The following is a 21550-nucleotide window of genomic DNA, read 5'->3' on the forward strand; positions in this document are numbered from 1 at the left end:
GCCCATTGGCCCGCGCCCCCGGCGGCTGATCTCGTCGGAAACGACAGGGATCGGGTCCGGCTAAGCCTCAACAGGGCTGCCCACCGGATGCTGGCGGATAACGATGGCGCGGAGCGGTCGGCTTCGTCGAAACGGTATTCATTCAAAGAACTCCGGACGTCGTCCGGCGCTCCGCGACCCTTTCCATTTCCTCAGCGGGAGACCGCGTGAGCATGCAGCGCCGTGCCCGCGAACACTTGCCCCCACCTGACCGCTTCGCGGTCTGTCCGCCCCCATAGGGGGCGGAGGGTCAAGATCGGACATTTCTGAGAATGATTATCATTGCACACTGGCAACGCTCCAGATAAGAACGCGTCGCAATTACGACAAAGGGCCGCGCTCTCCCGACGGCCTGCTGGGGTTTCAGACATGCAAAAGATTTCCAAGCCCGCCGTCGCCGGCGTCCGCAGCCAGGCCCGCAGCGCCCTGGGCGTCGCCGCCGTCGCCGGCCTGGCCGGGCTGGCCATGGCCCCGACGGCCTTTGCCGCCGCCGCCCCTGACGCCGACGCCGCGGTCGCCACCGCGCCGGCCGACACCAGCACCGAGGTCTCGGGCGTCAAGATCGACGGCAAGCGCACCGCCGAGGTCCAGACGACCAAGATCACCGCGCCGCTGGTCGACACGCCCAAGGCCATCACGGTCATTCCGCGCAGGATCATCGAACAGACCGCCGCGACCTCGCTGCAGGACATCCTGCGCACCTCGCCGGGCATCACCTTCGGGGCGGGCGAGGGCGGCCAGCCGCTGGCCGATCGTCCGTTCATCCGCGGCCAGGCCTCGGGCAACAACATCTTCGTCGACGGCGTCCGCGACAGCGGCGGCCAGACCCGCGAGGTTTTCAACCTCGAGCAGGTGGAAGTCGTGAAGGGGCCGGACTCGGCCTATAGCGGCCGCGGCTCGGGCGGCGGCAGCATCAACCTGACCTCCAAGAGCCCCAAGGCCGACGACTTCGCCACCGGCTCGCTGGGCGTCGGCACTGACGAATACGTCCGCGCCACGGTCGACCTGAACCACAAGATCAACGACAGCGTCGCGGTGCGCGTGAACCTGCTGGGCACGCAAGGCAACACGCCCGGCCGCAAGGCGGTGGACTTCGATCGCTGGGCGATCGCGCCTTCGGTGGCCTTCGGCCTGAACGGCCCGACCCAGGTGGTGGCCAGCTACTACCACCTCGACGGCAACAACATGCCCGACTACGGCCTGCCGCTGTTCACCAAGGTTCCGAGCCAGCCGCGCGACGCCTCGGGCATCCTCAAGGTCGACCGCGACACCTTCTATGGCCTGAAGTCGCGCGACTACCAGAAGACCAAGGCCGACATCGGCACCCTGTCGATCGATCACCAGATCAGCGAGAACCTCGGCGTCCGCCAGGTGCTGCGCTACTCCAAGACGCTGAACGACTACATCCTGACCAATCCCGGCGACGCGGGCCCGGCCCAGTTCATCAACGGCGTCTGGTGGATGAAGCGCGGTCCCAAGACCCGCTGGAACCCCACCACGACCCTGGCGGCGGTCACCGACCTGCACGGCAAGGTCACGACCGGCGCGATCGAGCACAGCTTCGACGTCGGCGTCGAGCTGAGCCGCGAGAAGAACCTCAACGCCACCTATTCCACCTTCACCACCAGTGGCGCGGCCTGCCCGACCGGCTATGTCTGGACCGGAACCTTCAAGGCCAATCTGGGCGAGGGCGACTGCACCAACGTCTTCGCCCCGAACGCCAACGATCCGTGGACGGGCGTCGTCAACCGCGCTCCGGCCAACTACAACATCAGCAAGACGGCGGCGATCTACGCGTTCGACACCCTCAAGTTCGGCGACAAGTGGCTGCTGAACCTGGGCATTCGCCACGACAACTACCGGAGCCTCGGCCACGACTACACGCTGAGCCAGGCCCAGGGCGTGTTCACCGTCACCGGCATCACCTATCGCAACGCCGAGTGGAGCTTCACCAACTATCAGGCCGGCCTGGTCTACAAGCCGACCGAGGACAGCAGCGTCTACATCTCGTACGGCACCGCCTCGACCCCGCCGGGCATCTCGGCCGGCGACCAGAACAGCAACGGCAACAACGGCACGGGCAACCTGGCCAACACCGTGCTGGAGCCGGAAGACAGCGAAAGCTTCGAGCTGGGCGCCAAGGTCAACGTGTTCAACGACGCCCTGGCCCTGTCGGCGGCGCTGTTCAAGACCACCCGCAAGAACGCCCAGATCCAGACCGACCCGGGTTTCTACCAGCAGGTCGGCGAGACCCAGGTCCAGGGCGTCGAGCTGGGCGTGTCCGGCAACATCACGCCCAAGTGGCAGGCGTTCGGCGGCTACACCTACATGGACAGCGAACTGGTCCGCGGCGCCTATAACGGCGTCAACCAGGGCGACCCGCTGGCCAACACGCCGAAGAACACCTTCAGCCTGTTCACGACCTATCGCGTGATCCGCCCGCTGTCGCTGGGCGGCGGCGCCTACTACGTCTCCAAGACCTTCGGCGGCAACCAGGGCGGGGCCGGCGGCGGCGCCAACGGCATCTACCTGCCGTCCTATTGGCGCTACGACGCCTTCGCCAGCTACACGATCAACGACAAGATGGACCTGCAGCTGAACGTCCAGAACCTGACCGACGAGCGCTATTTCACCAAGACCAACGGCACCCACCACGCCGACCCGGCTCCCGGCCGGCAGGCGATCCTGACCTTGAACGTCAAGTACTGAGCCTTCTCCTCCCCGGAGTGCTCGTCCTGACGCTCAAAGCCTCGCCCGGGAGCGGCCCCTCCCGGGCGAGGTCCTATTTCTGCCAGGAGCCGATTTCTTGCTAGGAGAAGGATCATGATGATCCAGATCCCCGACGTCCTGACGCCCGACGAGGTCGCCCACTGCCGGGCCGTGCTCGACGCCGCCGACTGGGTCGACGGCAACGCCACCTCGGGCTTCCAGGCGGCGATGGCCAAGAACAACCAGCAGCTGCCGCAGGACGGCGCGGCGGCCCGCGAGGTCGGGTCGCTGATCGTCCAGGCCCTGCAGGCCAATCCGCTGTTCGTCTCGGCCGCCCTGCCGCGCACCATCCTGCCGCCGCTGTTCAACCGCTATGGCGTCGGCATGGGCTTCGCCGACCATGTCGACAACGCGATCCGCCGCGATCCCTCGACCGGCCAGCCCCTGCGCACCGACCTGTCGATCACCGTCTTCCTCAGCGATCCGGACGACTATGACGGCGGCGAACTGGTGGTCGAGGACAGCTACGGCAGCCACCTGGTCAAGCTGGCGGCGGGCGCGGCGATCCTCTATCCGGCCTCCAGCCTGCACCACGTCACCCAGGTGACCCGCGGCGTCCGCACCGCCAGCTTCTTCTGGATCCAGAGCCTGGTGCGCGACGACGCCAAGCGGGCCCTGCTGCTGGACATGGACGTTTCGATCCAGCGCCTGTCCGGCGCGGTGGGCTCCACGGACGCCTCGGTGCTGTCGCTGACGGGGACCTATCACAACCTTCTGCGGATGTGGGCCGAGGTCTGACACGCGGTCGGCGAACAATGATCGCCGACGCCAACCATAAGTTTACCCTTGAGCTTCACCATCCGGCGTCCGTTTCCTGGAGCCGCGATGACCTCGCCCTCGAAATCCCCACAACTGAGCGACGCGGAGAGCGCGCAATGGTTCTTCGACCATTCGCACGATCTGTTCGCCGTGGTGTCGAGGGGGCGGTTCGCCACGGTCAATCCGGCCTGGACGCGGGTGACCGGCTGGACCCCCCAGGACCTGATAGGCCAGCCCGCCCTGCGCTTCGTGCACCCGGACTCGCGCCAGGAGTTCGTCGAGACCGCCGCCCTGATCCGCGCCTCCGGCGAGGCCTCCCACCGCCTGAAGGTGACCTGCAAGACCGGCGGCTGGGTCTGGCTGGAGGGCAGTTCGCGCCTGGGGCCCAACGGCGAGACGATCGGCGCCCTGCGCGACGTCACCGCCGACATGGCCCGCCGCGCCGAGGTCGCCGCCGCCCGCCAGACCCGCGACCTGCTGGCCTCCTCGGCCGGCGTCGGCATGTGGAGCTACGAGCCGCACGAGAAATACATCGAGTGGTCCCGCGATCTGCTGGAGACCACCGGCTTGGGCGCGGCGACCATCGCCCGTCCCGAGCAGTTCTACGACCGGCTGGACCCGGCCGAGCGCGACGCCCTGGCCGAGGCCTTCGACCGCGCCGTGCGCACGGGCGTGGGCGGCACGATCGAGCACCGCCTGCGTGGGGCCGGCGGCCAATGGTTCACCTACCGCGCCACCTTCCGCACCGAACCGCGCGCCGACGGCCTGTTCGCCCTGAAGGGCATCTCCCAGAACGTCACCGACGTGGCCCGCACCCGCGACGCCGCGGTCTGGGGCGAGCGCCAGGCCCGCCGGCTGGTCGAGGAGGCCCCGTTCGCCGTGGCGCTCTACGACCGCGATCTGCGCCTGCAGGTGGTCAGCCCGCGCTTCCTGGAGACCTTCCAGGCCACCGAGGCGGAGGTCATCGGCCGCACCCTGCACGAGCTGACCTCGGGAGCCCGCAAGCGCTTCGTCCGCGCCGTCGAGCGCGCCCTGACGGGCGAGACGGTGGTGCGGCGCGAGGATCAGCTGCACGACGGTCACGGCCGCAGCCACACCCTGCGCTGGGAGGCCCGTCCCTGGCGCGACGCCCAGGGCGAGATCGTCGGCGTCATCACCTACATGGACGACGTCACGGCCTTGTCGGAGGCCCGCCGCGAGGCGCGCGCCAACGCCCGGCGGCTGCGGGTGGCCCTAGGCGCGGCCCAGGCGGGGGTCTACGAGATCGACCATGCGGGCAAGGGCTTCTGGGGCTCGCCCGAGTTCCATCGCATCCTGGGCCGCCGGGTCACCTATGACGACGTGCGCAGCGCCGTCTGGCCGATGATCCATCCCGACGACGTGGCGGCGGTCTACGAGGCCGCCGGGGACTGGCAGGGCCATCAGGAAGGGCATCTGAGCTCCAAGGGACGCTCATTCGACGTGCGGGTGGTCACGCCCAGCGGCGACGAGCGCTGGATCCGCATCTTCCACGAGGTGCGGACGGACGCGAGCGGCCGCATCCGCAAGGCGTTCGGCCTGATCCTCGACATCGACGACAAGAAACGCGCCGAGCTGGCCCTGGTCGAGGCCGAGCGCGCCGCCCAGGCCGCCAACGACGCCAAGGCCCAGTTCCTGGCCAATATGAGCCACGAGATCCGCACGCCGATGAACGGGGTGCTGGGGGTCATGCACCTGCTCAAGCGCGAGAAGCTGCCGGGCGAGGCCGACCATCTGCTGGGCGAGGCCCTGGCCTGCGGGCGGATGCTGTCGACCCTGCTGGACGACGTGATCGACTTCTCGCGGATCGAGGCCGGACGGCTGGACGTCACCCGCGAGGCGGTCGATCCCAGCGAACTGGCCACGAGCGTGGCGCGGCTGCTGCGAGCCCAGGCCGAGCACAAGGGGCTGGAGCTGCGGGTCGACGCCCCCGACCTCGGCTTGATCCTCACCGACCCCAGCCGGTTGCGCCAGGCGCTGTTCAACCTGGTGGGCAACGCCGTGAAGTTCACCCTGGCCGGTTCGGTGACCTTGAAGGTCCGTCGGCTGGAGGGGGATGGAGACGAGGCCGGGCCGCGCGTCGCCTTCGAGGTGATCGACACCGGGGTCGGCATCGCCGCCGAGGCCCAGGCGCGGCTGTTCGAGCGTTTCCAGCAGGCCGACGCCAGCACCACCCGCCGGTTCGGCGGGTCGGGTCTGGGCCTGGCCATCACCCGGCGCCTGGCCCAGATGATGGGCGGCGAGGTCGGCTTCACCTCCCGCGAGGGCGTCGGCTCGACCTTCCTGCTGACCATCGCCGCGCCGCCGGCCCAGGCGCGGGCCGTCGAGGCGGAGATGGCCGACGGCCTGCTGCAGGGCCTGAAGATCCTGGTGGTCGAGGACAACGCCACCAACCGCCTGGTCGCCCGCCGCATCCTCGAGCAGCTGGGCGCCAAGGTCGAGACGGCCGAGGACGGGCTGGACGGCGTGACCACGGCGGCGCGGGGCTTCGACCTGATCCTCATGGACGTGCAGATGCCCGGCATCGACGGGCTGGAAGCCGCCCGACGCATCCGCAACCTGCCCAGCCCCGCGGCCCGCACCCCGATCATCGCCCTGACCGCCAACGTCTTGTCGCACCAGCGCGCCGCCTATCTGGCCGCGGGCATGGACGGCGTCGCCGCCAAGCCGATCTCCCCCGCCGCCCTGATCGGCGAGATCATCCGGCTGGCGGGCGGCCAGGTTGGGGACGAGGCGGCGGTGGCCTAGGCTTTCCAGCCCGCCCGAAACCGCGCTAAGCATTTCCCCCAAGAACATGGGGGAAGCCACGCATGACGGCCCAGGCTCAGGGTGAGGACCGCGCGTCGATGCGCACGGTGGTGGCGGCTTCCTCCGCGGGCACCGCCTTCGAGTGGTACGACTTCTTCATCTTCGGCAGCCTGGCCCAGGTGATCTCCAAGACCTTCTTCACGGGTCTGTCCGACACGGCCGGCTACGTGGCCGCCCTGGCCCTGTTCGGCGTGGGCTTCGCCTTCCGGCCGCTGGGCGCCCTGGTGTTCGGCAAGATCGGCGACCAGGCCGGCCGCAAGGGCGCGTTCCTGGCCACGGTGCTGCTGATGGGCGGCGCGACCTTCGCCATCGCCCTGCTGCCCACCTACCAGCAGGCGGGGATCATCTCGCCGATCCTGCTGATCATCCTGCGCTGCGTGCAGGGTTTCGCCCTGGGCGGCGAGTACGGCGGCGCGGCGATCTACGTGGCCGAGCATTCGCCGCCGCACCAGCGCGGCCGCTCGACCGCCTGGGTGCAGAGTTCGGCGTCGATGGGTCTGTTCGCGGCGCTGCTGGTCATCCTGGCGACCCGTTGGCTGCTGGGCGAGGTTGCCGGGCCGACCGCCTTCGACGCCTGGGGCTGGCGTATCCCCTTCGCCGTTTCGATCGGCCTGCTGGCGGTCTCGGTCTGGATGCGTCTGAAGCTCAGTGAAAGCCCGACCTTCGCCCGGATGAAGGAAGAGGGCGCGGCGTCCAAGGGGCCCTATGCCGAGGCCTTCGGTCAGTGGAAGAACCTCAAGCTGGTGCTGCTGGCCTTCTTCGCCGTCATGTCGGCCCAGGGCGCGGTCTGGTACACGACCTTCTTCTACATCCAGACCTTCATGGAGAAGTTCCTGAAGGTCGCGCCGGGCACGATCAACGGCCTGATGATGGCCGCCGCCGCGGTCAGCGCGGTGTTCTATGTCGTGTTTGGCTGGCTGTCCGACAGGATCGGCAGAAAGCCGGTGATGTTGGGCGGCATGACCCTGGCCCTGGTCTTCTACTTCCCCGGCTTCCACCTGCTGGAGCGGGCGGCCAATCCGGCCCTGGCCGAAGCCTCGACCAGGGCGCCGGTCACCGTGACCGCCGATCCCAAGGACTGCGCCCTGCAGTTCGACCCGATCGGCAAGGCCGCCTTCGTCTCGTCGTGCGACATCGCCAAGAGCGCCCTGGCCAACGCCGGGGTGTCCTACGCCAACCGTGTCGGCCCGGCCGGCGCGGCGGCCGTCGTCCAGGTGGGCGAGACCCGCATCGTCTCGCGAAGCGCCAAGGACCTGCCGGCCGCGGACGCCAAGGCGGTGAAGACCGCCGGCGAAGCCGCCATCAAGGCCGCCCTGGTCAAGGCCGGCTATCCGGCCAAGGCCGATCCGGCGCGGATGAACTGGTGGGGCGTGTTCGGCGTCCTGCTGGTGTTCGTGGTCGCCGCCACCGCCCTGTACGGACCGTTGGCCGCGGCCCTCGTCGAGCTTTTCCCGACAAGAGTGCGCTACACCGCCCTGTCGCTGCCCTACCACATCGGCACGGGCTGGATCGGCGGGTTCGTGCCGTTCAGCGCCTTCGCTATCGTGGCGGCGGTGGGAAACATCTATGCCGGGCTCTGGTACCCCGTGGTCTTCACCCTGATCAGCGTGCTGACGACCCTGTTCCTGCTGCCCGAGACCAAGGACCGGTCGCTGGACTAGACGGCGGGCGCGGCCATCAGCACCTCGACCGCCACCGAGGCTGCGGCGAGGGCCTGGACCAGCGCCGGATCGACCGGGGCCACGATGAGCCGGACGATCTGCTTGCCTTCCTTGGCCAGCGCCACCAGCGTCTCGGCGCTTGCTTCGGCTGGTTCCATCCGGTTCACGTCGCGGCGGGCCATGGTCACGACCTCCGCGTCGGCGCCCTCGTCGGCGATCAGCACGTCGGCCGATCCCAGCGCCCGGAGCGCGCGCAGCGTCAGCAGGTCCGAAGGCCCTTTGCCGGCGATGAACCGCACCTTGCCCTCGCGGCCGACGCCCTTGGCCAGGGCCTGGCGGAACAATTGGCCGGCCTTTTCCATGTCGCCGGCCATGGCCGCCTGGGCGGCTTCGCCGGCTACGGCGTCGCGCAGGAAGGCCCGGCGCTCGTGCATGGCGGGCAGGGCGCCGCGCACCTCGTCCTGGAACTTGCGAAGCAGGGCCGCCACCCGGCCCGAGCCTTCCGGCACCTGGGCCTCGATGTCGTTGCGCAGCTTGGTGGCCAGGGTGGGCGAGGCGCCGCCGGTGCCGACGGCCGCCACCACCTCGCCGCGGTCGATCACCGCCGGGGTGTTGAAGTCGCTCATCGCCGGCTTGTCGACGACGTTGACCAAGACCCGAGCGGCCCGAGCGGCGCTGGCCGCGCTCTGAAGGAAGACCTCGTCGTCGCCGGCCACGAAGGCCAGGATCGCGCCGGCGTAGGTTCCCGGCAGGAAGGCGGCGTGGCCGTCGACCCGCACCAGCGTCGCCGGCGACCCGTCAAACAGCCGCGCCTTGTTGTCGGCGGCCTCGCCGCTGCCGGCGATCACGACCTTGCGGCCGGCCAGGGGGAAGTAGGCGGGGAAGGAATCCAAGGCGCGGGTCCTGAACAAAGCAAACGAACGTGCGTGTCAGGCTAGCCTGCCTGAACCAAGATTTCACTGGCGGGTTTGGGTTTGAGCAGTGTTAGATTCGGCCAAGCTGGGTCGTCGGGCCCCGCTTTTCGCTTGGGAGGCGAAAGCCATGACGTCGACGTTGGACATCAACGGCAAGACGGTCGCCGTGAAGGCCGCCCCCGAGACGCCCCTGCTGTGGGTGCTACGCGACGAGCTGGGCCTGACCGGCACCAAGTTCGGCTGCGGCATGGCCCAGTGCGGGGCCTGCACGGTCCACGTCAACGGCGACCCGGTGCGCTCCTGCGTGACGCCGATCGCGGCGCTGGCCGGCGCCAAGATCGCCACGATCGAGAGCCTGGGCGGCGAGCACCCGCTGCAGCAGGCCTGGGTCAGGCACGACGTGCCCCAGTGCGGCTACTGCCAGTCCGGCCAGATCATGTCGGCCGCCGCCTTGCTGGCCGCCACCAAGTCGCCCAGCGACGAGGACATCGACAACGCCATGAGCGGCAACATCTGTCGCTGCGGCACCTACCAGCGCATCCGCGCCGCCATCAAGGACGCCGCCGGCCTGGCCGCGGCCCCGACGGTCGCCGCTCCGGCCGCCGCCAAACCCGTGGCCTCGAACGACGTCGACGACGAGATCGCCGCCGCCTCGGGCTCGACCGGTCGCGGAGTGGGCCAATGAACGCGCCCTTCCAGAAGCCGCAGGGCCAAGAGGGCGTCAGCCGCCGCGACGTGGTGGTCGGCGCCGTCTTGGCCGGCGGCGCCTTGCTGGTCGGCTGTTCGCCGGCCGAGCTGATGAGCGCCGGCTCCAAGGTCGAACCGGGCGCGTTCGGGCCGTTCATCCAGTTCGATCCGGACGGCGCGGTGACGGTGCTGTCCAAGCACATCGAGTTCGGCCAGGGCAATCACGCGGGCCTGGCGGCCATCGTCGCCGAGGAGCTGGACGCCGACTGGAGCCGGGTGAAGGTCGTCCACGCCCCGGCCAACGCCAAGCTCTACGCCAACACCGGCTCGGGCATCCAACTGACCGGCGGCTCGTCGGCGATCTCCAATTCCTGGGAGCAACTGCGCAAGGCCGGGGCCGGCGCGCGGGCGATGTTCGTCCAGGCGGCGGCGACCCGGTGGAACGTCCCGGTCGGCCAGATCACCGTCAAGGACGGGGTGGTCGGCCACGCCAGCGGCAAGAGCGCGGGCTTCGGCGAGCTGATCGTCGACGCCGCCAAGGTGACGCCGCCCGAGAACCCGACCCTGAAGGATCCCAAGACCTTCACCCTGATCGGCACCGATCGGGTGCGCCGCAAGGACAGCCTGATCAAGAGCAACGGGACCGCCCGCTACACCCAGGATGTCCAGCTGCCGGACATGCTGGTGGCGGTGGTCGCCCACGCGCCGCGTTTCGGCGGCAAGGTGAAGAGCTTCAACGGCGACGACGCCAAGAAGGTGGCCGGAGTCGTCGACGTCTACGAGATTCCGACCGGGGTCGCGGTGGTCGCCGACACCACCTACGCCGCCCGCATGGGCCGCGAGGCGCTGAAGGTCGAGTGGGACGAGGGCAAGGCCGAGACCCGAAGCTCGGCGACGATCGCCCAGCAGTGGCGCGACATCGCCGCCGGCAAGGGTCCCGCCGATCTGGAGTGGCAGGCCTTCGACTCCAAGGGCGACGCGGCGGCCGCCTCGGCCGGCCCCAATCCTTCAAAAGGGGGCGCCCAGGTCTTCGAGACCACCTACGACTTCCCCTACCTGGCCCACGCCACCATGGAGCCGATGAACTGCGTGGCCATCGTCGACGGCAACAAGGTCAAGCTGATCCACGGCTCCCAGGCCCAGACCCTGGACCAGATGAACGCGGCCAAGATCGTCAAGACCCTGCCCGGTTCGGTCGAGATCGAGACCCTGTACGCCGGCGGCTCGTTCGGGCGGCGGGCCAATTTCCAGTCCGACTACGCGGCCGAGTGCGTGACCATCGCCCAGAAGGTCGGCCGCGGCCGGCCGGTGAAGCTGATCTGGACGCGCGAGGACGACATGCGGGCCGGCTATTACCGGCCGCTGATCCACCACGCCGTGCGGGTGACGCTGGACAAGGACGGCTATCCGGCGACCTGGCGCCATCGAATCGTCACCCAGTCGATCATGAAGGACTCGCCCATGAAGGCGAAGGGTCCCGACCAGACCGCGATCGAGGGAACGGCCGGCTCTCCCTATCTGAAGGCCACGCCCATCGTCGACGCCCAGTTGGCCACGCCGGAAGGCGGCGTGCCGGTGCTGTGGTGGCGGTCGGTGGGCGCGACCCACACCGCCTTCGTCATGGAGCACACCATTGACCAGTTGGCCCTGAAGGCCGGCAAGGACCCGGTCGAGTACCGCCGGGCGCTCTACACCAAGATCGGCCCGGAGGGCGCGCGCCATCTGGCGGCCCTGAACCTGGCGGTCGAAAAGGCCGGTCCCGCGCCGGCCGCGGGCTACACGCGCGGCGTGGCGGTGCACGAGAGCTTCGGCTCGGTCGTCGCCCAGGTGGCCGAGGTCAAGCTGGTCGACGGCCAGCCCCGGGTGGGCCGCGTGGTGACGGCGATCGACTGCGGCGTGGCGGTCGCGCCGAACCAGGTGGCGGCCCAGGTCGAGGGCGGCACCTGCTACGGCCTGTCGGCGGCGCTCTACGGCGAGATCACGTTGACGGACGGTCGGGTCGACCAGAGCAATTTCGACACCTACCGCGTGCTGCGGATCAACGAGGCGCCGACGGTCGAGACCTATGTCGTGCCTTCCGGCAACCCGCCCAGCGGCGTGGGCGAGCCGGGAACGCCGGTCATCGCCCCCGCGGTGGCCAACGCCCTTCTGGCGCTTTCCAAGACCCCGACCCAGCGCCTGCCTTTTGTTCGCGCCGAGGTCTGACTGTCACGCGATCGACAATAAAGGCCGCCAGACGTAGCGAAATTCGATGCGGTTTTGACGTGACGCGCCCTCCAGGGACACGATCAGTCAAGTCTTGCTGGACGTAAGGCGAGCCGCGAACCATTTTAGCGGCATGGTGGACGCTGGCGACAACCTGGGCTTTGAGCGGCTGACTCCTCGCGAGCGGGAGATTCTGCGGCTTATCGCTCAGCATCGACAGTCCAAGGAAATCGCCCGTCTGCTGCGGCTCTCGCCCAAGACGGTCGAGATGCACGTGCTCAGCGCGCGCCGCCGCCTGGCCGGCCTGAACCGCCGCGACGCCGCCCTGGCGTTCATCGCCTGGGAAACCGACCCCGGTAATGACTACCGTAAGCAATCGGCCGACCTAGCCATGGCCCAGTCAGAGGTCTCTTCTCGTTTCAACAGCGAGAGCAGCCATGACGAAATCTTCCACGAACACTCCGAACCCGGCCTCGGCCTTCTTCATCGCAAGCTGGCAGTCCCTGGAAGAGGGGCTGATCTTGATGGCGGGAACCCCGGAACGCGGCCGCCTGGTCTCGGAGACGGTCTCGGCGCTGCGCAAGGCGCAGGCGGCGGGCGATCCGCCTGGCAAGCTGCTCCTGAGGGTCCTGGCCGCGACGGCCTTCCTGGCGGACGACACGCCGCTCCGTACGGAAGGAGTTGGCGCGATGACCTGACGCCCTTGCAGTGGCTGGGCCTGATCCTCGCCGTCGCCACCCTGGGCGGAATCCTGCTCGGGACGGTCACGATGGGCGCCCATGAATTCCTCTACGCCCTTCAGCGGTTCCGCGAGGGCTGGAGCCCGCCTCCGGCGCACTGACGCCGAATTTCCAGAAACAATTTCATCGACTTGAACGTGCGGGGGGGACCCGTGCGACCGGGAGAGTCATGCCATGAAACGCACCGAAGCCGCCCGCGCGGGCGCTGCAAAGCTGATGCGCGCCGAAGCCGCGATCGACGCCGCCCTGCGCGAAACCGCCGAGCTGATGGGTCTGCTGCCCTCGCTCCGGCTCGAGACCAAGCTGTCGGCCGTGCTCGGCCAGGAAGCCGTCGCCAACCTGGGCGAGACCCTGGCCCACATCGTTTCCGCCCGCCGGACGATCATCGAGACCCACAGCGCCCTGGCCGCCGTGCGCAGCCAGATCGGTTGCGGCGCCATGGCCGGCGGCGACCTGGACAAGGGTCCGGAAGAGCCGCGCACCAGCGGCCTGCACGCCGTACGCGGCGGCCTGGCCGCCTGATCCGATATTCCACCTCGTCCGTGCACGGCCCGAACCGCGCACGACCCATGAAAGATGACGTGCAATGAGCACCGCCCAGACCGTTCAGCAACCGCAGGACTCGACGGCCGACGAGCTGCAGGAATTCCGCCAGCACCTGCGCACCCTCGGGCCCGTCCAGCGCCGGATCCTGTCCGTGCTGATGCCCCAGTTGGTCGCCCTCGACGAGGCCGGCGACACTGACGGCGCGCTGAGCATCATCCAGGAGGTGAAGACCATCCTGTGGGAAGGCCGCCGCACGCGGCACTGACCACAGGTTGCTATTCTCCGAACCACGCTTGCGGCATGGTGGCGTTCGAACTTGGTTTCGAGCGCCACGGCCGTGCAGATCCACACCATCATCTCCCTGATCCTGGCCGTCCTGGTCTGCGGGCTCGCGATGTGGCGCGGCGATCGGAGCGCCCGTTGGATCGGCGCGGCCTTCCTCGCCGACTGGCTGGGCTCCCTGCTGGTCCACCGCCAGCAAGTCCAGAGCGCCGACTACGGGGTGCTGGCGATCGACATCGCGGCGCTGGCGGCGTTCATCTGGATCTCGATGCGGACCCGGCGTCTCTGGACGATCATCGCCTCGGCCTTCATGGCGATCATCGTGGCCTCGCACGTGGCGGTGATGATCGACCTTCGGGTGACCATCAACACGCTGAAGGCCAGCATGGCGATCTGGAGCTACGGGGTCCTGGCGTGCATCGCCTTCGGGACCTGGGCCGGCGGCCGGCGGCATGGCCACGCCCCCTCCTGAGCGGTCACCCGTCGCGGGTCAGGTCCTCGGGACGGTCGACATCGAACAGCACGCCGTCGTCCGGGCCGTCGATCAGCGCCAGGCGGTCGCCCAGCGCGGCCAGGACCTCCCGCGCGCCGACATCGCCGTCCAGGCTCCGCAGGGCGGGATAGCAGGCCCTTCCGAACAGCACGGGATGTCCGCGTCGTCCCGCGAAGCATGGCGCCACGGCGTCGACGCCCGGGCGCAGCGCCCGCGCCAGGTCGCGCGTCACGCCGGACGAAACACGCGGCATGTCGCCCAGGAACACGAAGACGCCGTCCGAATCCGGGGGCAGGGCGGCGACGGCCGTCCGCAGCGAGGCGCCCATGCCTTCGGCGGCGTCGGCGGCGACGATGACGTCGAGATCGTCCCCGCGATCCAGAGATCCGGCATGGTCTCTGGCGATCCTGGCCAGGTCCGGATCGCCGTCGGTGATCAGCAGCACCCGCCGCGCCGGGGCCGCGAAGGCCGCGTCCAGGGCCCCGGCCACCAGCGGGCGGCCCTCGAACGACGCCAGCAGCTTGCGGCCGCCGGCGTGCTCTGCGAACCGGCGCCCGGCCCCCGCCGCCAGGATCACGGCGTCGCGCCGCGCGCTTTCACTTTCCGCCATGCCGTCCCACGCCTATCTTACGAACCGACATGACGCCCTATGACGCCAGCCCCGCGCAAGCGGTCATCCGTTCTCCGCGCCTGCCAAGCCGTTTGGTCGACGGCTTCGGCCGCGCGGTGACCTATCTGCGCGTCTCGGTCACCGACCGCTGCGACCTGCGCTGCACCTATTGCATGGCCGAGCACATGACTTTCCTGCCGAAGGCGGAGGTCCTGTCGCTGGAGGAGCTGGATCGCTTGGCCACGGCCTTCGTCGAGCTGGGCGTGCGCAAGCTGCGGCTGACCGGCGGCGAGCCGCTGGTGCGCAAGGGGATCATGACCCTGGTCGAGCGGCTGTCGCGGCATCTGCGGTCCGGCGCCCTGGACGAGCTGACCCTGACCACCAACGGCACCCAGCTGGCCGGTCACGCCGCCGACCTGGCCCGCCTGGGCGTGCGGCGGATCAACGTGTCGCTCGACACCCTCAAGCCCGACCTGTTCCGCAAGCTGACCCGGGGCGGCGACCTGTCCAAGGTGCTGGCGGGGATCGACGCGGCCCTGGCCGTCGGGCTGCAGGTCAAGATCAACGCCGTGGCCCTCAAGCACGACAACGCCGAGGAACTGCCGGCCTTGATCCAGTGGGCTCACGGCCTGGGCGCCGACATGACCCTGATCGAGACCATGCCGCTGGGCGAGGTCGAGGTGGACCGCACCGACCAGTACCTGTCGCTGAAGGACGTCCGCCGCGATCTTTCGTCGTTCTGGACCCTGACGGACCTGGCCTACGCCACGGGCGGGCCGGCCCGCTATGTCCGCGTCGAGGAAACCGGCGGGCGGCTGGGCCTGATCACGCCGCTGAGCCACAATTTCTGCGAGGCCTGCAATCGGGTCCGCCTGACCTGCACCGGCACCTTGCACACCTGTCTGGGTCGCGACGACGCCAGCGACCTGCGGGCGGTGATCCGCGGCGGGGCCGACGACGCGGACCTGGAGCGGGCGATCTTCGCGGCCATCGGGACCAAGCCCCAGGGCCACGACTTCCAGATCGACGGCGCGCGGCCGGCCGTGGCCCGTCACATGTCGACGACAGGCGGCTGAGCATGGCGCGGGTGCTGTTGTTCGGACGCCTGGCCGACCAGGCCGGCTGGCGCGACCGCTCCATCGAGGCCGCGACCCTGGCCGCCCTGCGCACTGCTCTCGCCGCCGACGATCCGGACCTGGGCGAGGCTCTGGACGGCCCCGGTGTGCAGGTGGCGGTCGACAAGGCCATCGTCCGGGGCGAGGCGAGCCTGGCCGCCGCCACCGAAGTGGCCTTCCTGCCGCCGATGAGCGGCGGATGACGACCTTTCCGTCCATCAGCCTGACCGGCGAGGCGTTCGAGCCGGGGGTTTTGTTGACGAGCTTCTGCGCCGGCCGCGACGAGACCGGCGCGGTGGCCAGCTTCGTAGGCCTGGCGCGGGCCGAACAGGGCCAGGCCCGGATCCTGGAGCTGGAGGCCTATCCCGGCTTCACCGATGCGGCGATCGCCCAGTTCGCCGAGGAGGCCAAGGCCCGGTTCGCCCTGCACGACTACCGCATCGTCCATCGCGTCGGCCGCGTCGCGCCGGGCGAGGCGATCGTCTTCGTGGCCACGGCGGCCGGCCATCGCCGCGCCGCCTTCGAGGCCTGCGACTTCCTGATGGACTACCTCAAGAGCCGCGCGCCCTTCTGGAAGAAGGAGCACGGCCCGGACGGCGACCGCTGGATCGAGCCCACGGCTCAGGATAGGACCGACGCGCAGCGCTGGGATTAGGAGAGCAATCGATGTCGGCAGGCCTCATCCCCGGCGGCGGTATCAAGCCGGAGCTTCCGTTCAAGCCGGTGCGCGTGGCGATCCTGACCGTGTCGGACACCCGCGACGAGTCCAATGACACCTCCGGCCAGCTGCTGATCGATCGGGTCAAGGCCGCCGGCCATGAGCTGGCCGGCCGGGCGGTGGTCCGCGACGACATCGAGACCATCCGCCGGACGGTGCGCGACTGGATCGCCGGCGGCCAGGTCGACGCCGTCGTCAGCACCGGCGGCACGGGCCTGACCGGCCGCGACGTCACGGTCGAGGCCCTGGAGCCGCTGTTCGACAAGAAGATCGACGGCTTCTCGGTGGTCTTCCACCTGGTCAGCTACGCCTCGGTGGGCCTGTCGACCCTGCAGAGCCGCGCTACGGCGGGCCTGATCGGCGGGGTGTTCGTGTTCTGCCTGCCGGGCAGCAACGGGGCGGTCAAGGACGGCTGGGACAAGGTGGTCTCGGCTCAGCTCGACAGCCGCCACAAGCCCTGCAACATGGTCGAACTGATGCCCCGACTCCTAGAGCAATAGGACTGCTGGAACAGTGACCCGCCTGACCCACATCGACGACCAGGGCCGCGCCCGCATGGTCGACGTCTCCGACAAGGCCGAGACGGTCCGCGAGGCGATCGCCGTCGGCTTCGTGCGGATGCGCCCCTCGACCCTCGAGCTGGCCGTGTCCGGAACAGGGCGCAAGGGCGACGTCCGCGCCGTGGCCGAGATCGCCGGGGTGATGGCGGCCAAGAAAACTTCCGACCTGATCCCGCTGTGCCACCCCCTGGCCCTGTCCAAGATCGAGGTCTCGGTCGAGCCGGCCGAGGGCGGGCTGGCGGTGATGGCCCGGGTCAAGCTGAAGGGCCAGACGGGCGTGGAGATGGAGGCCCTGACCGCCGTGTCGGTGGCCTGCCTGACGATCTACGACATGCTGAAGGCCGCCGAGAAGGGCATGGTCATCGAGGCCGTGCGCCTGGTCGAGAAGACTGGCGGCAAGTCGGGCGACTGGCGGGCCGACTAGGGCTCGAGCCAGGCCCGAGCCATCGCCACCAGCCGATCGGCGCCGGCCGCGTCCGTGACGTCGATGCGCTCGAAATCCTCCCCCTCGACGCGGATATCCGCGAACAGGCCCTTGGGGTCCTCGTGGAAATGCAGGACGGCCCGGGACTTGCGGTAGAAGGTTCCGCGCTGCTTCTCGACCAGGCCGGGCAGGGCGCGGATCCGTGCGATCAACGGCTCCAACTGGTCCAAGGCCTCGGAACCCGCATGCTTCATCAGAGTCGCCGCGCCAGGGCCGGCTGGCCGTGCCGGGTCGCCATGATCTCGCCGATCACCGCCACGGCCACCTCGAACGGCGCCTTGCCGCCCAGGTCCAGGCCGATCGGCGCGCGCAGCTTCTGAAGGTCACGCTCGCCGACCCCGGCCGCTCGCAGACGGTCCAGCCGCTCGCCCAGCCGCCGCCGCGCGCCCAGCAGGCCGACGTAGGGCGCGGCCGAGGGCAGAGCGGCCAGCAGGGCCTGGTGGTCGACCTCCTCGTCGTGGCCGCAGATCGCCACGGCCGTCCAGGGGTCCAGGCCGATCGCCGCCACGGCGGAGGCGACGTCGTCACGGCGATAGGCCACGCCCGGCAGGGGCGGCGGCGAGGTCGGGCCCTTGGGCCGCACCAGGGTGGTCTGGAAGCCCGACTGCGCGCCCAGGCCGGCCACGGCGAGGGCGGTCGGGTCGCCGCCGAACACCACCAGCCTAGGCGGCGGATCGAAGCGACGCGAAAAGGCCTCGGGCCAGGCCGAGACGAACTCCGGCAAGGGCGCGCAGAGCCGCCGTTCGCCGTCGCTGATCCAGATCGCCGGAACCCGGGCCTCGGCCAAGGCCAGCAGTTCGCGGGCCGCCGGATCGTCCGGCGTGATTCGCTCGACCAAGATCTCGATCCGCGCCCCGCACAGCAGGCGGATGTCGGGCCAGGGGCTGCCTTCGCCATAGAGCAGGCGCCGGGGGCGTCCGTCGGCCATGCAGGCCCTGGCGTGGTCCTCGACGTCGGCCTCGATGCAGCCGCCCGACAGGAAGCCGGCCCGGCTTTCGGCCCCGAACACCATCTGCGTGCCGACCGGGCGAGGCCCGCCGTCGCCTAGGGAAATGATGGTCGCAAGGCCCGCCGGGCCTTGCGCCAGGGCGCTCGCCAGGGCCGGCCGCATGTCTTCCGCCAGGCCGTGAAGCGGCCAATCGGAAGGCGCGGAGGCGGCGGCGAGAGACACGTCGGTGTCGGCGTGATCGGGCAGGTTCATTGCCAAGCATGTTAACGCCTCGGCAAGTTTCCAGAAACGCCTTCTTCAAACCTTGGGGCGTAGGCTCGTCGACACTGGTGTTCAGTCCGCACGGATTTCCATGTCGCTTTCCGTTTCCAAGCTCGGTCTTGCCGCCGCCCAGTTCGGACTGGACGGCATGAGCGCGTCGCCGCGCGCCCGTTCTCCGGAAACCGAAGCCCGCGACATCCTCAACATCGCCGCCCGCGCCCGTCTGTCGGTGCTGGACGTGTCCGGCAACTACGGCCGCGCCGAGCAGGTGCTGGGCGATCTGATTCCGCGGCCCGTACCGTTCCGCGTCACCCTGGCGGCCGCCCGCGCCGACCGTGGTCCTGATTTCGTCGAGGCCGAGGCCCGCGCGTCCCTGCGCCGCCTGGGGATCGAGCGCGCTGACGCCGTCATCGTCTCCTCGCCCTCGGAACTGTTCGGCGCGCACGGCGCGGCCGTCTGGGAGCGCCTGGCCCGCCTGCGCGACGAGGGTCTGTTCGCCAAGATCGGCGTCGCCGCCCACGCCAGCGACGATCCGGTGGGCGTGGCCCGTCGTTTCAAGCCCGACATTCTGCAAGCCCCGGCCAGCCTGCTGGACCAGCGCCTGCTGGCCGACGGCTCGCTGCAACGCATCGCCGGCATGGGGATCGAGGTGCAACTGCGCTCGATCTTCCTCAACGGCTTGCTGTTCCTGCCGCCCGACCGCGTTCCCGCCCAGCTGAAGGGGGCCTCGGGCCGCCTGTCGAAGGTGCGCCGGATGATCGCCGAGGGCCGTTCCGATCCGCTGCAGGCGGCGCTGGGCTTCGCCCTGTCGCGCGTCGAAGCCAGCGCCGTCCTCGTGGGCGTCACCTCGGCCGCCGAACTGTCGGCCGTGGTCGCCGCCGCCTCCAGCCCGCCGCCCGACCTCGATTGGGACGACATGGCCATCGACGATCCGGTGGCCCTGGACCCGCGACGTTGGGTCGCCTGACGACCAGGCGAATCGAAGCTCAGCCTCAGAACAAGAGCTGAGAAACAAAGAGGGAGACGAACGCCATGATCCTCGCCGTCGTCCAGGCCCGCATGGGCTCCAAGCGTCTGCCCGGCAAGGCCGTCGCCACCCTCCAGGGTCAGCCGATGATCCTGCGCCAGCTCGAGCGGCTGCGCGGCGCCCGGCGCCTGAACAAGATCATCGTCGCCACCAGCGACGCCGCTGACGACGACGGCCTGGCCGGTCTGGTGGTGTCGCGCGGCTACGCCGTGCACCGCGGCTCGGGCAGCGACATCCTCGACCGCATCGCCCGCTGCGCCGAGGCCGCCGGCCCGGTCAGCCACATCGTCCGCATCAAGGGCGACGCGCCGTTCGTCGATCCGGCCGTGATCGACGAGGCCGTCCGCCTGGCCCAGGTCAGCGGCGCGGCTTACACCTCCAACCGCGTCGAGCGCACCTTTCCGGCCGGCCTCGAGGTCGAGGTGGTCACCGTCGAGGCGCTGCGCATGGCCGCCGCCGAGGTCCGCGATCCGCTGGCCATGATCTCGCCGACCGCCGCCATCCGCGAGCGGCCCGATCGTTTCCGCCAGGCCCACCTCAAGGCCCATCGCGACTGGTCGCACTATGATTGGCGGGTGAAGACCCCGGCCGACCTGGCCTTCGCGCGCTCGATCTACGACGCGCTGTATCCGGCCGATCCCGGCTTCTCGATGCACGACGTGCTGGACCTGGTGGAGAGCCACCAGGACCTGGGACGGTTCGCGGCCTAAGAAACACGGTCGGGGACAGGCCCATGGGCCTGTCCCCAGCCTGTCGCTACTTCCAAGCGCCGTAAGGATCCACCGACGTCTTGCCCAGCGCCTCGGCCACGGCCGGGTGGGTCAGTTGGCCGTTCAGGACGTTGAGCCCCTTGGCCAGGTGGATGTTGCTCTTCAGCGCTTCCAGGCCATGGTCCGCCAGGGCCAGGCCGAAGGGCAGGGTGGCGTTGCCCAGGGCCTCGGACGAGGTGCGCGGCGCGGCGCCGGGCATGTTGGCCACGCAGTAGTGGACGACGCCGTCGACCGTGTAGGTCGGCTCGGCGTGGGTGGTCGGGTGGCTGGTCTCGAAACAGCCGCCCTGGTCGATGGAGACGTCGACCAGCACCGAGCCTGGCTTCATCTTCGACAGGTGTTCGCGCTTGACCAGCTTGGGCGCGGCGGCCCCGGCGGTCAGCACCGCGCCGATGATCACGTCGGCCTTGAGGATCTCGTCCTCGACCGCCGCCATCGTCGAATAGCGGGTCAGGATGCGGCCCTGATAGAGATCGTCCAGCTCGCGCATGCGCGGGATCGAGCGTTCCAGCACCACCACCTCGGCGCCCAGGCCGGCGGCCATGCGCGCGGCGTTGGAGCCGACCACGCCGCCGCCCAGCACCGCCACGCGCGCCGGGGGAACGCCGGGCACGCCGCAGAGCAGCAGGCCCATGCCGCCGTTGTGCTTGAGCAGGGTCTCGGCCGCCGAGAAGACGGCGATGCGGCCGGCCACTTCCGACATCGGGGCCAGCAGCGGCAGGCCGCCGCGCGCGTCGGTGACGGTCTCGTAGGCGATGGCCGCGCAGCCCGAGGCCAGCAGGCCTTCGGTCTGGGCCGGATCGGGCGCCAGGTGGAGGTAGGTGAACAGGATGTGGCGGGGCGTCAGGCGCTCCCACTCGATCTTCTGCGGTTCCTTGACCTTGATGATCAGTTCGGCGCCCGCGAACACCGCGTCGGCGTCGGGCGCGATGGTCGCGCCGGCCTTGACGTAGAGGTCGTCGCCGTAGCCGGCCCCAAGGCCCGCGCCGGTCTGGACCAGCACCGAGTGACCATGACCCACATACTCGCGCACTGCGGTGGGGGTCAGGCCGACCCGGTGTTCGCCCGGTTTGATCTCGGAAGGCACTCCAACGCGCATGATAGTCTCCTCCAAATGGCTTTTGACGCTGGTTTA

Annotated in this window: 22 protein-coding genes; 17 read left to right on the plus strand and 5 right to left on the minus strand. The window is 69.8% G+C overall.

The annotated features are described in order from the left end of the window. The first annotated feature begins 408 nt into the window (after nucleotides 1-408). From AC1DMQ_RS18350 to AC1DMQ_RS18365, 4 genes are all read left to right on the plus strand, one after another. A complete protein-coding gene (locus AC1DMQ_RS18350; protein ID WP_477034995.1) occupies nucleotides 409-2748 on the plus strand; it encodes a TonB-dependent receptor in 2340 nt (779 codons plus the stop codon). A 114-nt stretch (nucleotides 2749-2862) separates the two neighbouring features. Further along, nucleotides 2863-3546, plus strand: a complete 684-nt coding sequence (locus AC1DMQ_RS18355) for a Fe2+-dependent dioxygenase (protein ID WP_477034996.1) — start codon at nucleotides 2863-2865, stop codon at nucleotides 3544-3546. 87 nt (nucleotides 3547-3633) lie between these two features. Then, nucleotides 3634-6333 carry a PAS domain-containing hybrid sensor histidine kinase/response regulator gene (locus AC1DMQ_RS18360; protein ID WP_477034997.1) on the plus strand — a complete coding sequence of 900 codons (2700 nt, stop codon included), beginning with the start codon at nucleotides 3634-3636 and terminating at the stop codon, nucleotides 6331-6333. Nucleotides 6334-6395: 62 nt separating this feature from the next. Continuing rightward, nucleotides 6396-8054: an MFS transporter gene (locus AC1DMQ_RS18365; RefSeq protein ID WP_477034998.1), complete on the plus strand. Its 1659-nt coding sequence runs from the start codon at nucleotides 6396-6398 to the stop codon at nucleotides 8052-8054. Here the strand turns inward: AC1DMQ_RS18365 and AC1DMQ_RS18370 are convergent. Continuing rightward, nucleotides 8051-8947 carry a precorrin-2 dehydrogenase/sirohydrochlorin ferrochelatase family protein gene (locus AC1DMQ_RS18370; protein ID WP_477034999.1) on the minus strand — a complete coding sequence of 299 codons (897 nt, stop codon included), beginning with the start codon at nucleotides 8945-8947 and terminating at the stop codon, nucleotides 8051-8053. The genes AC1DMQ_RS18365 and AC1DMQ_RS18370 overlap by 4 nt on opposite strands. Before the next feature lie 148 nt (nucleotides 8948-9095). Here AC1DMQ_RS18370 and AC1DMQ_RS18375 point away from each other — a divergent pair, with 148 nt between their 5' ends. From AC1DMQ_RS18375 to AC1DMQ_RS18400, 6 genes are all read left to right on the plus strand, one after another. After that, nucleotides 9096-9653 carry a (2Fe-2S)-binding protein gene (locus AC1DMQ_RS18375; RefSeq protein ID WP_477035000.1) on the plus strand — a complete coding sequence of 186 codons (558 nt, stop codon included), beginning with the start codon at nucleotides 9096-9098 and terminating at the stop codon, nucleotides 9651-9653. After that, on the plus strand, nucleotides 9650-11860 hold the full coding sequence (locus AC1DMQ_RS18380) for a xanthine dehydrogenase family protein molybdopterin-binding subunit (RefSeq protein ID WP_477035001.1): 2211 nt from the start codon (nucleotides 9650-9652) through the stop codon (nucleotides 11858-11860). Before AC1DMQ_RS18375 ends, AC1DMQ_RS18380 begins: the two co-directional genes overlap by 4 nt. 133 nt (nucleotides 11861-11993) lie before the next feature. Further along, nucleotides 11994-12701 (plus strand): helix-turn-helix domain-containing protein, encoded by a 708-nt coding sequence (locus AC1DMQ_RS18385; RefSeq protein WP_477035002.1) that lies wholly within the window; start codon nucleotides 11994-11996, stop codon nucleotides 12699-12701. 73 nt (nucleotides 12702-12774) lie between these two features. Further along, the gene (locus tag AC1DMQ_RS18390; RefSeq protein WP_477035003.1) at nucleotides 12775-13122 is read left to right on the plus strand and encodes a hypothetical protein; all 348 of its coding nucleotides are present in this window, start codon (nucleotides 12775-12777) and stop codon (nucleotides 13120-13122) included. Nucleotides 13123-13186: 64 nt separating this feature from the next. Beyond that, nucleotides 13187-13411 carry a hypothetical protein gene (locus AC1DMQ_RS18395; RefSeq protein ID WP_477035004.1) on the plus strand — a complete coding sequence of 75 codons (225 nt, stop codon included), beginning with the start codon at nucleotides 13187-13189 and terminating at the stop codon, nucleotides 13409-13411. Nucleotides 13412-13483: 72 nt separating this feature from the next. Next, nucleotides 13484-13900 (plus strand): hypothetical protein, encoded by a 417-nt coding sequence (locus AC1DMQ_RS18400; RefSeq protein ID WP_477035005.1) that lies wholly within the window; start codon nucleotides 13484-13486, stop codon nucleotides 13898-13900. Between the two features lie 4 nt (nucleotides 13901-13904). Here the strand turns inward: AC1DMQ_RS18400 and AC1DMQ_RS18405 are convergent, their stop codons facing one another. Beyond that, nucleotides 13905-14531: a nucleotidyltransferase family protein gene (locus AC1DMQ_RS18405; RefSeq protein WP_477035006.1), complete on the minus strand. Its 627-nt coding sequence runs from the start codon at nucleotides 14529-14531 to the stop codon at nucleotides 13905-13907. 29 nt (nucleotides 14532-14560) lie between these two features. On the opposite strand from AC1DMQ_RS18405, the gene moaA reads away from it, so the two are divergent. The 5 genes from moaA to moaC are packed head-to-tail and all read left to right on the plus strand — an operon-like array spanning nucleotide 14561 to nucleotide 17348. Further along, complete coding sequence (gene moaA, locus AC1DMQ_RS18410) at nucleotides 14561-15607, plus strand: GTP 3',8-cyclase MoaA (protein ID WP_477035007.1); 1047 nt, start codon at nucleotides 14561-14563, stop codon at nucleotides 15605-15607. Nucleotides 15608-15609: 2 nt separating this feature from the next. Continuing rightward, nucleotides 15610-15849 (plus strand): MoaD/ThiS family protein, encoded by a 240-nt coding sequence (locus AC1DMQ_RS18415; RefSeq protein WP_477035008.1) that lies wholly within the window; start codon nucleotides 15610-15612, stop codon nucleotides 15847-15849. Then, complete coding sequence (locus AC1DMQ_RS18420) at nucleotides 15846-16301, plus strand: molybdenum cofactor biosynthesis protein MoaE (protein ID WP_477035009.1); 456 nt, start codon at nucleotides 15846-15848, stop codon at nucleotides 16299-16301. The genes AC1DMQ_RS18415 and AC1DMQ_RS18420 overlap by 4 nt, the downstream gene beginning before the upstream one ends. Nucleotides 16302-16312: 11 nt before the next feature. Next, nucleotides 16313-16864, plus strand: a complete 552-nt coding sequence (moaB, locus tag AC1DMQ_RS18425; RefSeq protein WP_477035010.1) for a molybdenum cofactor biosynthesis protein B — start codon at nucleotides 16313-16315, stop codon at nucleotides 16862-16864. Between the two features lie 13 nt (nucleotides 16865-16877). Then, nucleotides 16878-17348 (plus strand): cyclic pyranopterin monophosphate synthase MoaC, encoded by a 471-nt coding sequence (gene moaC / locus AC1DMQ_RS18430; RefSeq protein ID WP_477035011.1) that lies wholly within the window; start codon nucleotides 16878-16880, stop codon nucleotides 17346-17348. Here the strand turns inward: moaC and AC1DMQ_RS18435 are convergent. Continuing rightward, nucleotides 17345-17602: a hypothetical protein gene (locus AC1DMQ_RS18435; protein ID WP_477035012.1), complete on the minus strand. Its 258-nt coding sequence runs from the start codon at nucleotides 17600-17602 to the stop codon at nucleotides 17345-17347. The two genes, moaC and AC1DMQ_RS18435, sit on opposite strands and share 4 nt — an antisense overlap. Further along, complete coding sequence (locus AC1DMQ_RS18440; protein ID WP_477035013.1) at nucleotides 17602-18609, minus strand: XdhC family protein; 1008 nt, start codon at nucleotides 18607-18609, stop codon at nucleotides 17602-17604. The genes AC1DMQ_RS18435 and AC1DMQ_RS18440 overlap by 1 nt, the downstream gene beginning before the upstream one ends. A gap of 100 nt (nucleotides 18610-18709) precedes the next feature. Between AC1DMQ_RS18440 and AC1DMQ_RS18445 the strand changes: the two genes are divergently transcribed. Beyond that, the gene (locus tag AC1DMQ_RS18445) at nucleotides 18710-19585 is read left to right on the plus strand and encodes a bifunctional regulator KidO (RefSeq protein ID WP_477035014.1); all 876 of its coding nucleotides are present in this window, start codon (nucleotides 18710-18712) and stop codon (nucleotides 19583-19585) included. A gap of 65 nt (nucleotides 19586-19650) precedes the next feature. Beyond that, nucleotides 19651-20355 carry a glycosyltransferase family protein gene (locus tag AC1DMQ_RS18450; RefSeq protein WP_477035015.1) on the plus strand — a complete coding sequence of 235 codons (705 nt, stop codon included), beginning with the start codon at nucleotides 19651-19653 and terminating at the stop codon, nucleotides 20353-20355. 46 nt (nucleotides 20356-20401) lie between these two features. Here AC1DMQ_RS18450 and ald read toward each other — a convergent pair whose 3' ends face one another. Continuing rightward, on the minus strand, nucleotides 20402-21514 hold the full coding sequence (gene ald / locus AC1DMQ_RS18455) for an alanine dehydrogenase (RefSeq protein WP_477035016.1): 1113 nt from the start codon (nucleotides 21512-21514) through the stop codon (nucleotides 20402-20404). Nucleotides 21515-21550 lie beyond the last annotated feature (36 nt).

Source organism: Caulobacter sp. 05L422 (genome assembly GCF_056397765.1).